This window comes from Actinoallomurus oryzae, assembly GCF_039541955.1.
Classification (GTDB): Bacteria; Actinomycetota; Actinomycetes; order Streptosporangiales; family Streptosporangiaceae; genus Actinoallomurus; species Actinoallomurus oryzae.
This window is the reverse complement of record NZ_BAABHF010000038.1, coordinates 1-12552: the sequence shown is the minus strand read 5'-3', so window position 1 is coordinate 12552 and position 12552 is coordinate 1. Positions and strand designations below refer to the sequence as shown.

At 69.7% G+C, this 12552-nt stretch carries 11 protein-coding genes and 1 pseudogene; 4 read left to right on the top strand and 8 right to left on the bottom strand.

Annotated features, from left to right (window positions below):
* Positions 1-76: 76 nt before the first annotated feature.
* The 3 genes from ABEA10_RS30000 to ABEA10_RS29990 all read right to left on the bottom strand — a co-directional run bounded on the left by ABEA10_RS30000 (position 77) and on the right by ABEA10_RS29990 (position 2263).
* Positions 77-679: a hypothetical protein gene (locus tag ABEA10_RS30000; protein ID WP_345469601.1), complete on the bottom strand. Its 603-nt coding sequence runs from the start codon at positions 677-679 to the stop codon at positions 77-79.
* Positions 680-971: 292 nt separating this feature from the next.
* Complete coding sequence (locus ABEA10_RS29995) at positions 972-1499, bottom strand: hypothetical protein (RefSeq protein ID WP_329243907.1); 528 nt, start codon at positions 1497-1499, stop codon at positions 972-974.
* A gap of 137 nt (positions 1500-1636) precedes the next feature.
* The gene (locus ABEA10_RS29990; protein ID WP_345469598.1) at positions 1637-2263 is read right to left on the bottom strand and encodes a TetR family transcriptional regulator; all 627 of its coding nucleotides are present in this window, start codon (positions 2261-2263) and stop codon (positions 1637-1639) included.
* A 72-nt stretch (positions 2264-2335) separates the two neighbouring features.
* Here ABEA10_RS29990 and ABEA10_RS29985 point away from each other — a divergent pair, with 72 nt between their 5' ends.
* Positions 2336-4597 (top strand): MMPL family transporter, encoded by a 2262-nt coding sequence (locus ABEA10_RS29985; RefSeq protein WP_345469596.1) that lies wholly within the window; start codon positions 2336-2338, stop codon positions 4595-4597.
* A 24-nt stretch (positions 4598-4621) separates the two neighbouring features.
* Positions 4622-5554: a DUF5996 family protein gene (locus ABEA10_RS29980; protein WP_345469594.1), complete on the top strand. Its 933-nt coding sequence runs from the start codon at positions 4622-4624 to the stop codon at positions 5552-5554.
* Positions 5555-5831: 277 nt separating this feature from the next.
* Here ABEA10_RS29980 and ABEA10_RS29975 read toward each other — a convergent pair whose 3' ends face one another.
* The 5 genes from ABEA10_RS29975 to ABEA10_RS29955 all read right to left on the bottom strand — a co-directional run bounded on the left by ABEA10_RS29975 (position 5832) and on the right by ABEA10_RS29955 (position 10756).
* Positions 5832-6737 carry a M56 family metallopeptidase gene (locus ABEA10_RS29975; RefSeq protein ID WP_345469592.1) on the bottom strand — a complete coding sequence of 302 codons (906 nt, stop codon included), beginning with the start codon at positions 6735-6737 and terminating at the stop codon, positions 5832-5834.
* 5 nt (positions 6738-6742) lie between these two features.
* Complete coding sequence (locus ABEA10_RS29970; RefSeq protein WP_345469989.1) at positions 6743-7102, bottom strand: BlaI/MecI/CopY family transcriptional regulator; 360 nt, start codon at positions 7100-7102, stop codon at positions 6743-6745.
* Positions 7103-7187: 85 nt separating this feature from the next.
* A complete protein-coding gene (locus tag ABEA10_RS29965; protein WP_345469590.1) occupies positions 7188-9491 on the bottom strand; it encodes an ABC transporter permease in 2304 nt (767 codons plus the stop codon).
* 3 nt (positions 9492-9494) lie between these two features.
* Positions 9495-10253, bottom strand: a complete 759-nt coding sequence (locus tag ABEA10_RS29960) for an ABC transporter ATP-binding protein (protein WP_345469588.1) — start codon at positions 10251-10253, stop codon at positions 9495-9497.
* On the bottom strand, positions 10250-10756 hold the full coding sequence (locus tag ABEA10_RS29955) for a PadR family transcriptional regulator (RefSeq protein WP_329243864.1): 507 nt from the start codon (positions 10754-10756) through the stop codon (positions 10250-10252). The genes ABEA10_RS29960 and ABEA10_RS29955 overlap by 4 nt, the downstream gene beginning before the upstream one ends.
* A gap of 158 nt (positions 10757-10914) precedes the next feature.
* Here ABEA10_RS29955 and ABEA10_RS29950 point away from each other — a divergent pair, with 158 nt between their 5' ends.
* Both ABEA10_RS29950 and ABEA10_RS29945 read left to right on the top strand, forming a co-directional pair.
* Positions 10915-12186, top strand: coding sequence for an ABC transporter substrate-binding protein (locus tag ABEA10_RS29950; RefSeq protein ID WP_345469583.1), 1272 nt, complete (start codon positions 10915-10917; stop codon positions 12184-12186).
* 145 nt (positions 12187-12331) lie between these two features.
* A pseudogene (locus ABEA10_RS29945) lies at positions 12332-12552 on the top strand (carbohydrate ABC transporter substrate-binding protein); the annotation flags it as partial.

Sequence of the window (12552 nt, the reverse complement as noted above, 5' to 3'; positions counted from 1 at the left end):
TCATTTTCCCCAATCCGACCTCGAACGGCGGTGATGGGGGCCGCCCCCGCTTTCCGCACGGCCCCCACCCGACCTGCTACTTCACATTCTTGTAGCGAATGCCGTAGTAGTGGTTCGACTTGATGTACTTCCACGACCAGTACTGCTTCTGGGCGTAGCTGCCGGTGTGCGGCTCGGCGTAGACGTACACGCCCTTCTCGCCCTTCGAGACGACGAGGGCGACGTGGCCGCGGGCGCTGCTCTTCGGGTAGTGGGTGAGCGCGTCACCTTTGGCGACCTTCTTGACGTTGCTCACCTTCTTGGAGACGCCGAGCAGGCTGCCGGTCCAGTACGACGTGTGCAGGCCCCAGGCCATCGAGACGAACCCGGAGCAGTCCCTGCGGTAGCGGCCGTAGGAGTTGCAGTACGGCGTGCCGGTCTGGGAGTACGGGACCTTGGCCGTGACCCAGCTCTTGCCCCGCTTGAGGATCGTGGTGCGCGAGAGGTGGAGGTTCTTGGACGGCGTCTTGCCGCACTTGTGCGGGCCGACGGCGGAGGTGGCCGCCGCCGGAGCGGCGCCGGCGCGCACGGCCGCGTGCTCGCCGCCGTCCCCGGCGAGCCCCGCTCCGGCGAATCCGGCCGCGGCGAGGGCGAGAGCGGCGGTCCCCACGGGCAGGAGTACTTTTCGATCGACGTTCACGGCGTCTCCTTTTCGGGTCCCTTTCGTGGGACGCGATCGGTTGGTCACAGGTGTAGTCAGGTGACCTTCCAAGGCGCAATGAATACTGTGTTCGGCCCTGTTCGGTGCTGTTCGCACCTGCTCGACCTGCGCATTCGACAAAAAGGGACGGGAGACGCCTGGGGCGCGTCTCAAAGTCAGCGGGGCTTTGAGACGCGCCCTGGGCCGCCGAAATGGCTCGCGGTGGTCCGCGAATCGGCGAGTGCGTGCCGGCCGGCTCCGCGACCCGTCGTCGCGGGCCGGCCGGCCGGGGTCAGTTGACGGTCAGGGTTTCGGCGACCGGGCGTGGGCTGTTCGGGGTGCACGGGATGGTCAGGGTGCCGAGCAGCGATACCGACGCCTTGACCGTGACGTTGCCGCCCTGGACCTGGTCCGTACCGGCCGCCGTCGGCGTCCAGTCGCCGCTCAGGTCGCCGGTGATGGGCTGGTTGGCGGGCACCGAGCCGCCGCTGCCGGTCACCGAGAACGAGGCGGTCTGCGCCCCGGTCACGTCGAGGGCGGCCGTCGCGCTCCAGGAGTTGATCGCGACCGGCGAGGACAGGCTCAGGTTGGAGATGTGCAGCGCGAAGTGGGTGGAGGTGCCCACGGTCGACGGGTTGGGGGATGCGGTCAGCGTGCCGGTGATGGTGACCGTCTGCGACCCCGACAGCGGGATGCTGCAGGTGTAGGCGGCCGAGAAGTCGGAGGCGTGGGCGGGCGCCTGGAGAGCGAGCGCGCCGAGTCCGCCGAGTGCCATGACGGTGGAGGTGGCCGCGACACGCCTGGCGAGGGACCTGGTCATCGGGGGCTCCTTTCGTCCGGGATGGCGGGTATGACTGGTTGACCCGGACTCTTTACTTATCCGCAACGCGTTGGTAATGGGTCAACTGACTCATGAGTAAGTTTCACGTTTGCCGGTGGATGTCGGCGGTCGGGCGGTCAGTGGGCGTCGGTGGCCGGGCAGGTCAGGGCGGGGACCGACTCCAGGACCTTTTCGACGATGGCCAGGGCGTGGGCGGTCGCCTCGCGGGTGCGGTCGGCGTCGTAGCGCTCGGCCCGGCAGTAGGTGATCGCGGCGCGCAGGCCGCCGAAGGCGACCCCCATGACCGTCGCCGCGGTGACCGCGTCCAGGTCCGGGGCGATGCCGCGCAGCACCTCGACGAACCCCTCCTCCGCGTCCGCGAAGCGTTTCAGCGCCTGCGCCTGCAGGGACGGGCGGTCGCGGATGAGGGCGACCTGGATCGCGCCGTCCTCGTCCTCGGCCGAGATGGCCTCGACCAGCGCGTCGGCCACGCGCCGGAACGTCGCCAGCGGGGTCTCGTCGCTCGGGCGCTCCGCGAGGCGGGCGCGGATGTCGGCCAGGCGTTCGTCCATCTCGGCGAACACCACGTCGTCCTTTGACGGGAAGTAGCTGAAGAAGGTCCGGGGCGACACGTCCGCGGCGGCGGCGATGTCGGAGATCGTCGTCTCCTCGAAGCCGCGCTCGTCGAACAGCCGCAGGGCGGCGGAGGCGATGGCCCGGCGCGTGCGGAGCTTCTTCCGCTCCCTCAGCCCCATGTGATCCATTTCACCAATATATACACTCGATGCGAAGTTGCAGCCGTTGCACGTTTTTCCGTGGCGTGCTGTCCTTGCACCATGGCACGGATACTGGATCGGCTGGGGCGGTTCTGTGCCCGGAACCGGCGGTGGGTGTTCGGGGTCTGGGCCGCCGTCGTGCTCGCGACCGTCGTCCTCGGGGTGGCCGGCGGTGGCACGTTCGTGCAGCAGGACCGGCTGCCCGGCACCGAGACCCAGGCGTCGATCGACCTGCTCCGCAAGAACTTCCCCGACGTCACCGGCCCCACGACGACGATCGTCTTCCACCCGCAGCGCGGCGTCTCGCTGAACGACTGGCGCGTCGCGGTGCAGGTCGGCCAGGCCATCAAGCAGGTCGGCGAGCTGCCGCGCGTGGCCACCGTCGAGAACCCCTACGGCGGCACGGGCGGCGCCAAGGGCCCGAACGCCGTCGTCGCGGTCGCCCACCTCAAGGGCACCGCACGCGACCTGCGGCCCGAGGACATGAACGCCCTGGAGGAGGCCACCGAACCGGCCCGGCTGGCCGGCGTCGACGTCGACTACGGCGGCATCGCCTCCATGATCCTCAACCAGCCCAAGGCCGGGCCCAAGGAGGGCGTAGGCGTCGTCCTGGCGCTCGGCGTGCTGCTGCTGGCCTTCGGGTCGTTCCTCGCCGCCGGTGTGCCGATCGTGGTGTCCCTCGCGGCCCTCGCCGTGGCGTACTCACTGATCCACTTCGGCGCGTCGCTCGTCCAGGTGCATCCGACCGCGCCGATGGTGGCCGCCATGCTCGGCCTCGGCGCGGGCATCGACTACTCGCTGTTCGTGGTGACGCGACATCGGCGGCAGCTCGCCGACGGCATGGACGTGGAGGCCTCGATCGGGCGGGCGCTGGCGACGTCCGGGCACGCCGTCGTCTTCGCGGGCGGCACGGTGGTGTTCGCGATCTGCGGGCTGTGGTTCTCCGGCATCACCTTCATCGGCATCATCGGCCTGGCCAGCGCCATCGGCGTGCTCCTCATGGTGACCGGCGCGCTGACCCTCCTGCCCGCGGTGCTCGGCGCGCTCGGCACGGGCATCGACCGGTACAAACTGCCGCGGGTGCGGCCGGACAAGTCCACCCACCGCTGGGAGCGCTGGGGCCGGCACGTGGACCGCAACGCCTGGCCGTACGCGATCGCCGCGACCGCCTTCCTGCTCTTCCTCGCGACCCCGGTGCTCAGCCTGCGCTTCGGCATCATGGCCGACAGCACCCTGCCGCACTCCAACACCGCGCGCCGGGCGTACGACGTGACCGCCGAGAACTTCGGGCCCGGCTGGTACAGCCCGTTCGCCGTGGTCGCGTCCGTGCCCTCGCCGGAGCATCCGCCGCAGGCGGACGAGTCGACCAAGACGGCGAAGGGCTGGTCGGCGCTGCGCCGCGAGCCGGGCGGGCGGCTGAACGTCAGCCCCGACGACCGGCCGGCGCCCAACCCACAGGCGCGGCGGCTCGGCGAGGAGCTGCAACGGCGGTTCCGCGGTGTCCACGACGTCGCCGCGGTGGACAACATGGTCGTCGCCGGTGACAGCGTCATCATCACCGTCGTGCCGGCGTCGCGGCCGGAGACCGCCGCAACCGCCGACCTCGTACGGAACCTGCGCGAGAACGTGATCCCGCCGATCGTGAAGGCCCACCCGGGCGCACGCGCGTACGTCGGCGGCGAGTCGCCCGCGATCATCGACATGGCCACGATCGTCAAGCAGCGCATGCCGTACGTGGTCGTCGTCGTGGTCGGCGTCGCGCTGATCCTGCTGGTCATCGCGTTCCGCTCGGTGCTGGTGCCGCTCAAGGCCGCGCTGATGAACATGCTGTCGATCGGCGCCTCGTACGGCGTGGTCACCGCGGTCTTCCAGTGGGGCTGGGGCATCCGCCTGATCGGCCTCGACCAGCCGATGCCGATCGTGTCGTTCGTGCCGCTGTTCATGTTCGCGCTGATCTTCGGGCTGTCGATGGACTACGAGGTGTTCCTGCTGTCCCGGGTGCGCGAGGAGTACCTGCGCACCGGCGACCCGCACGAGAGCGTCGTGAAGGGCATCGGCTCGACCGCCCGGCTCATCACGTCGGCCGCGCTCATCATGATCTTCGTCTTCCTGAGCTTCCTCGGCCAGCCGGACTCTATGGTGAAGATGATGGGCATCGGCCTGGCCTCGGCCGTCGCCGTGGACGCGACCGTGGTGCGCCTCGTGCTCGTCCCGGCCCTGATGAGCCTGCTCGGCCACGCCAACTGGTGGTTCCCCGGCCGCCGCCGCCCGTCCCCGCCCAGCCCTCGGCCGGCCGAGCGCGAGCTCGAACCGGTGCGCTGACCCGCGGCGGGGAAGGACCGCCCCATGGAGACCTTTCCCGCCATGCCACTGGCCGGCTGGCACGACACCAAAGAGACCCTCCATCGGTACGCCCAGGTGGTCGGCAAGATCCGCCTCGCTTCCGGCGTCCGGCGCAACCACTGGTGGAGCGTGCCGTTCCACCTCACCGGGCAGGGCCTGACCACGCGTCCGATGGGCCAGGTGGACGGCAACCCGATCTTCACCATCGACTTCGACCTCGTCGGCCACCGGCTGCGCGTCAGCACCGTCGAGGGACGGGCGGTGTCCTTCGCGCTGCCCGGCCGGTCGGTCGCCTCCTTCTACAGGGAGACGATGCGGGCGCTGGACAGCGTGGGCGTCCACGTTGACCTGGCTCACCCACACCCGTTCGATCTGCCCGACTCCGTCCGGCCGTTCGCCGAGGACACCGAGCACGCGAGTTACGACCCGGTCATGGTCACGCGCTACTGGCAGGTGCTCAGCCAGGTGAACCTGCTGCTGGAGGAGTTCGCCGCCCGCTTCTCCGGCAAGATCAGCCCGGTCCACCACTTCTGGCACACCTTCGACATCGCCTGCACCAGGTTCTCCGACCGAGTCGTGGACCAGCCGGCCGAGGCCGATCCGGTGACGCGTGAGGCCTACTCCCGGGAGGTGGTGAGCTCCGGGTTCTGGTTCGGTGACGAGGGCTTTCCCGAGCCGGCGTTCTACTGCTACACCGCGCCGGAGCCCGAGGGGATGGAGGCCGAGCCGCTGCTGCCCGCGTCCGCGCGGTGGATCGAGCAGCGCGGTGGCCACCTGGCCGTCCTCCGCTACGACGACGCGCGCGCCGAACCCGATCCGCGCGCGGCGGTGCTCTCCTTCTACGAGAGCGCCTACCAGGCCGGCGCGGGCCACGCGGGCTGGGATATCACCGGCCTCGCCTCCCCCGGCGGCATCACCGACCCTTGCCTGCGCTGAGCGTGTGGCCGGGAGGCTCCCCGCCCCGACCTTGAACCGGTGCGCCGGCCCTCAAAGGTTCCGTGGAGGCGTCACGAAGGCTGGCACGCCGGTCGGCGGAAATGCTTTCGGTGCTCTACCAGCCGTATTCGAACGCACCTTTCCGGTTCTTCGCGGCGCGGTCGACGTGACCGAAACGCCGTGCTTTGCCGCGAGAGACCGTACGGTGCGAGGTCCAACTCCTGATGAATTCTCGTTGTAATCAGTGATCACGCGAGCCGCCGCGGGGTGCGGCGGCTCAGGCCGGGATGGCGTAGAGGATCAAGGGAAGGGTGGCGACCAGAGTGGCGCCGGCGAGCATCGCGCCGCGCACCGGGCGGGGCAGCGGGGCCGGGGTGAGCAGCCGCCGGACGCGGACGAGGATCGGGTTGGTCTCGTCGGCGCCGATGATGCCGAGCGTGCCCAGGGGCGCCGGGTTGGCGCCGGCCGACGCGAAGCGCAGCAGCGCCGTCGCCAGCTCCTTGGCCGGGCGGTGCCGCCGGGCGCGGTCGTCGGCCGCCATCTCGATGAGGAGCTCGACCGCGTCGAGCGTGCGGGCCACCGTGCGCGACTGCGGGAGCATCCGGCGCAGCGACGTGAAGGGCAGCAGCACCAGGTCGTGCCGCTCACGGGCGTGCGCCCGCTCGTGCGCGAGCACCGCGGCCAGTTCGTACGGGCCGAGCAGCTGCAGCGTGCCGGCGCTGACCACGACCTGGGAGCGGACGCCGGGAACGCAGTAGGCGGCGGCGACCGGATGGTCGACGACGAGGGTGCCGGGCACCTCGGGGTCGCCGTGCGCGACCAGGGCGAGCAGGGCCCGGTGGCGCCGGCGGGCGCGGACGACGCCGGCGATGGCGACCATCAGCACGCCGAGAAGCATGAGAGCGAGCAGCAGGCCGGCCGCGAGGGCGGCCAGATGGATCGAGGACAGCGGCCGGGGATCGCTGAGGGAACGGCCGACACCGGCGACGATGCCGTCACCGTACGGTGCGACGCCGAAGCCGAGAAGGGTGCCGATGGAGGCGAGACCCCAGGCGAGGCCGAGGGCCTGCCACAGTGCGATCGCGGTGCGGGGGGTGCGCCAGGTCCACCGGGCGCGGGTCAGCAGGTGCGCCCCCAGGGCGCTCCCGGTCGCGACCAGGGCGAGCAGGGCCGTGCCGGTCATCCCGGTTATGTCCCTTCCACCTCATCGAGGACGCGGCGGAGCAGCTCCGCCTCGTCACCGGACACCGAGCGTGCGAAATGCGCCAAGGCGGCGTCGCGGTCACCGGTCATGTTGAGCGCGCCCAGCATGAGCTCGGCCACGTATGCCTCTTTGGTCGCGATCGGACGGTAGCGCCAAGCGCGCCCTTCGCGCTCCCGTACGAGGAAACCTTTTTTGGCGAGCCGGTCGAGCACCGTCATCACCGTGGTGTGCGCAAGGTCGCGATCGTCGGCGAGCGCACGGCTCACCTCACGCGCGGTGGCACCGTTCTCGCGGTGCCACAGGACCTCCATGACCGTACGTTCAAGCTCTCCCAGACCCTTCACATCCCCCATGCTATCCATCGTAGTACTACATCACGTAGTACTATGGCCCGTAGTCTCGGGGTGCGGCCACCGGTGGAAGGTCGGCTCAGAAGCGCGACACCTCGCGTACGTCGATGTTCGTCGCCTTGCGCGCCAGCATGAAGGCCATGAGCGCGGCGAGTGCCAGCGCGACGACGGCGGCCACGACCAGCTCGAGCACGCTCGGCGCCCGTCCGATGCCGGCGCCCACCCCGCTCGTACGGCCCTGCAGGTCGATGAGGCGGGTGGACATCGCGAGGCCGCCGCCGATCCCGGCGATCACCGCGATCAGGGCCAGCACGCTCGTGCCCGACACCAGCGTCGTGGTCACCTGCCGCGGCGTCAGGCCCATGGCGCGCAGCACGACGATGTCGCGCATGTGGTCGCGCAGCCCCACCGAGGCCGCGGTCAGCAGGTTCGCCACGCAGATCAGCGCGAGCACGATGACGAGCCCGAAGATCACGACCCGGACGACGAAGAGGCGCTGGGCCGGGTTCTGGGCGGCCTGGATGTCGAGGCGGTCCTGCGACTCGCTCAGCAGGCGCTTGCGCGCGGTCTCCACTGAGGCGCCGTGCCGCAGGACGATCCGGTACGACGGCGACGGGGTCGTACGCACCGCCTGGTCCAGCGTGTCCATGCCGAAGGACAGCACCTCGCCGCTCAGCGAGGGCTCGATCGTGCGGCCGACGATGTGCACGATCACGGGAGCGCCGCCGATGGTCAGGCGTACGCGGTCGCCGACGTGGACCTGCAGGAGGTCGAGCAGACCCTGGCCCGCGACCGCCTCGCCCGGCTTGGCGTACATCCGGCCTTCCTGCACGGGGAACGGGTACGGCCGCTTGGACGTGCCGAGGGCCCGCGCCTGGATGGTCCGGGTCTGCCCGGGCAGCAGCGCGTCCATCTGCACCTCGGGGTAGACCGCGGTCACGTCCTTGTCTGCGGCGATGACCGCGCTGGCCTCGTACGGGATCAGGCCGACGGGATGGGCGACGAGCGCGCCGGCCAGGCCGATCTGCTCCGGATGGTCCTCGAAGTTGTCGAGCGTCGACCAGCAGCCGAGCGCGATCGTCACCATGACCATCGGGATGGCCAGGCCGCCGACCGTGATGGCGGCCCGCATCCGGCGGGTGAACGCGTCGCGGGCACCGAGGACCAGCGCCGGCGGGAGGCGTACGAGCAGGGCGACGCGGGCGAACCGGGACAGCCGGCCGCTCGGCGGCTCCGCGGTGACCGTGCTGGTGGGGGAGACCCGGCTGCCCCGCCAGGCGGGCAGCAGGGTGGCCACCACCACGGCCAGCAGTGTGGCGATCGCGATCAGGGCCAGCCGGCCGAACGACAGGGGTGCCGCGGCCACGCCGGTGACGGAGCCGAACAGCCGCTGGGACAACGAGGAGTCGGTCAGCACCGAGCCGAGCACACTGCCGGCCACCACTCCGGCGATGCCCAGGCAGGTCTGCTCCAGCAGCAGCATCCGCCGGATCTGCGCCGGGGTGAACCCCAGGGCCTTGAGCAGGGCGATGTCCTGGAGCAGGGACAGGATGCGCCCGCCCGTCGCGTTGCCGATGGCCAGCGCGGCGGCGATCAGCGCGACGACGCCGAACATGCCCATCAGCAGGCCGAGCAGGCGGCTGTCCGTCTCCATCGACGCGCGCGCCTGCTGCCACGTCGAGACCCGGTCCACGTGGTCGCCGCCGAGAACGGTGACCACGTGCTGGACGAAGAAGGAGCTCGCGCTCGGGTCGGACAGCTTCAGCCCGACGAGGAGTTCGGTGCTGGCGGTCTTCGGCTCGATGCTGTTCATCACCCCCGGCAGCACCCAGGCGATGCCGGGCGTCACCGAGGGATAAGGGCCCTGGTCGGAGGCGTCGGCGATGCCGGCCACCGGCAGGTCGTAGCGCCGCCCGTCGAGTCCCCGGACGCTGAGGCTGTCACCGACCCCGGCGCGCAGGGTCCGGGCGAGCGTGCGCTCCAGGACGACGCCGTCGGGCCGGGCCGGGTCGAGCCAGCGGCCCTTGGCGAGCACCGGCCGGCCGACCTCCGGCAGTTCGCTGCCCATCGCCCGCAGTTCGAGCGGTGCCCGCTGCCCTTCGTGCACCGCCGTCGCGACCGCGGTCTGGAACGGCCCGGAGACACCGGTGACGCCGCTCATGTCCGACAGCGAGGACAGGTTGGTGCCGGGACGCGCATGGATCCACACGTGCGCGCCGTGGGAGCGCGCGAACACGCTCTTCCACGGGTCCATCGCGCCCGCGAGCATCGTGGTCGCGAGGATCAGCGCCGTGACGACGCCGGCCACGACGCTCACGGACAGGACGGCCTGGCCGGGACGGGTGCGCAGGTCGGCGCGTATCCAGCGGATGGTGGCGTGCACTGTCTACAGATCCAGGATCGAGCCGATGGCGTTTTTGTTGTCCGACGGCGGCCGTACGTCGGCGTCGTCGACGATCATGCCGTCGAACAGGGATATCACCCGGTCGGCGGCACTCGCCACTCGAGCGTCATGCGTGACGAGCAGGATCGTCTGCCCCTGGTCGTGCACCTGTTCGAGCAGCCGTACGACGTCGCGCGTGTTGGTGCTGTCGAGGTTGCCGGTGGGCTCGTCGGCGAGCAGCAGGCTGGGCTCGTTGGCCAGGGCCCGAGCCAGGGCGACTCGCTGCTGCTGGCCGCCGGACAGGCGCGCGGGCGAGGCGTCGGCGCGGTCGCTGAGGCCGAGCTCCTCCAGGAGGTACTCCCGGCGCTCACGCGCCTGTTTCGGGTTGGCGCCGGCGAGCAGCGCGGGCAGCTCGACGTTGTCGGCGACGGACATGTTCGAGATCAGGTTGAAGAACTGGAACACCACGCCGATGTGGCGGCGGCGCAGCACCGCGCGTTCGGCCTCGGTGAGGTCGCTCAGGCGGCTGCCGCGCAGCCAGATCTCCCCGCTGGTCGCGGGGACCAGGCCGGCGAGCAGGTGCAGCACGGTCGACTTGCCCGAGCCCGAGGGACCCATCACGGCGACGAACTCCCCGGGGTGCACGAGGAGGTCGATGCCGCGGATCGCGTGCACGTCGGTGCCGTCGGAATGGTGGACCTTGACCAGGTCCTTGGTACGGATCATCGCGGCGTCCGGGGCCGGCTTCTCGGCGGGGCTCACGTCAGCGCCTCCTGGCAGCGCTCGAGCCATTCGAGGTCCGCCTGGAGGTGCAGGCGGGCACCTTCGACGAGCAGGCTCGCGATGGGATTGCCGCCTTGCGCTGGCTGGCCGGGTTGGGACAGGCCGCGCATGAGATTGAGGCAGTGGCGGCGCTGCCGGTTGATGAGGGTCATACGGTCGGCGGCTCCGGTCAGCGGGACGAGGGCGAGTTTGGTGAAGAACTCACTGCGAAGGCGGGGTCCCTCACTGCGTGCGTCGAGCCATTCGGCGACGGCCTCGCGGCCGGCCGGCGTGAGCTCATAGACGCGCTTGTTCGGGCGGTTGCTCTGGGTGACATCTTCGCCCCTGACCAGGCCGTCTTTCTCCAGCCGTCCCAAGGTGACATAGATCTGCCCGATGTTGGGTGAAGGGTAGGCGGGGCCGAATGTCTGCTCCAAAGCCTGCTTGAGCTCATATCCGTGAGCGGACTCCTTGGCCAGCAGGGCCAACAACACCGATCGCACCTGCGGCCACCTCCTCACGATTCCTGCATGTCAGGCATGTTAGGGGTGAAGGTGATGCCTGGACATAGGTAACGAACTTGAAACTTGTCGTTGACACCTGGATTACGGGTGTGCATAACATGCATGTACCCCACTGAGGGGTCACAGAGAGGTTGACGATGGTGCGGTCGTTGGCAGGCGGTCTCCTTGCGATGGTGCTCGTCGCGGGCTGCGGCATGTCGAGTCCGTCCCCCGCGGCGAGCGATGGCTCGACGGCGGCGACGAGTGGCCCGATCACGCTCGTCACCGGCCCGGATTTTACGGGTTACATGCGGCCATTGGTCGACAAATGGAACTCGGTGCATCAGTCCGAGAAAGTCACCCTGCTCACGCTCCCCGACGCCGCCGACGACCAGCACGCCCAGATGGTCACGAACCTTCAGGCGAAGAGTGACCGCTATGACGTGCTCAACCTCGACATCGTGTCGACGGCGGAGTTCGCCGACGCGGGATGGATCATCCCGCTCGACCGGCGGCAGTTCCCCCTCGACCAGTTCCTCAAGCCGGTCGTGGACACCGCGGTGTACGGCGGGAAACTGTACGGCGTCCCCTACACGAGCAACGCCGGCCTGCTGTACTACCGAAAAGACATTCTGGATAAAGCTGGCAAAAAGCCGCCCAAGACCTGGGCCCAGCTCCGCCAGCTCGCCATGACCCTCGGGCCCAAGTACGGGCTCGAGGGCTACGCCGGCCAGTTCTTCCCCTACGAGGGGCTGACCGTCAACTTCGCCGAGGCCGTGCAGTCCGCCGGCGGGGCGATCCTCACCGACGACGGCACCAAGGTCGCGGTGAACTCCCCGCAGGCGCGGCAGGGCCTGAACTTCCTCGTCCAGGGCCTGCGCGAGGGCTGGATCACCAAGCGGTCCCTCAAGTTCAAGGAAGAGGAGTCCCGCAAGGAGTTCCAGGACGGGCGGCTGCTGTTCCTGCGCAACTGGCCCTACGTGTACGGGCTCGTGTCCCGCCCGGGCAGCAAGGTCAGGAAGAAGTTCGGCGTCACCCTCCTGCCCGGCCAGGACGGTCCGGGCTCCAGCGTGCTCGGCGGTGCCAATCTCGCCGTCAGCGCCTACTCGCGGCACCAGAAAACCGCGATCGCATTCATCAAGTACTTCACGGGTCTCGACAACGAGCGGGCCGTCCTCACCCAGGGGTCGTTCCCGCCCGTGTGGGCGCGGCTCTATGACGACCCCGCGCTGATCAAACGCTTTCCTTACCTTCCGGTGCTCAAACAGAGCATTCTCGCCGCCAAGCCACGGCCGGTGAGTCCGAACTACAACCAGGTGAGCCTCGCGATCTCCAATGCCGCGAGCGGGGCGCTCGCCTTCCGTCAAACTCCCGACGCAGCCATCGCACAGATGGCCGGAGATCTCGGGAGCGTCATCACCAACCGCTGATTTTCTTCGAACAACGGTATTCACCGAGGTGCCCCCTGGCCTTTTTCAGGGGGACACGGAAAGCATCGCCAGGAGTTCTTTCTGGCATGCCCTGAATGCCTACATGGCCGACTCGGGGGCCGGAAAAATGCAGAAAGGTACGCAGATGCAAGCAAGAAGTTTCTGGGCGACCGCGGTGACCGCGGGTCTGCTCGTCGCCACCGCCGCGTGTGGTGGCAGTGACGACAAGTCCTCCGACTCGCCCAGCTCCGGTGCTGGGGGTCAGGAGCTGAAGGGCGTGACCATCGAGGTCGCGGCGAAGTGGACCGGGGTGGAGCAGCAGAACTTCGAGAAGGTGTTGTCGGCCTTTGAGAAGAAGACCGGTGC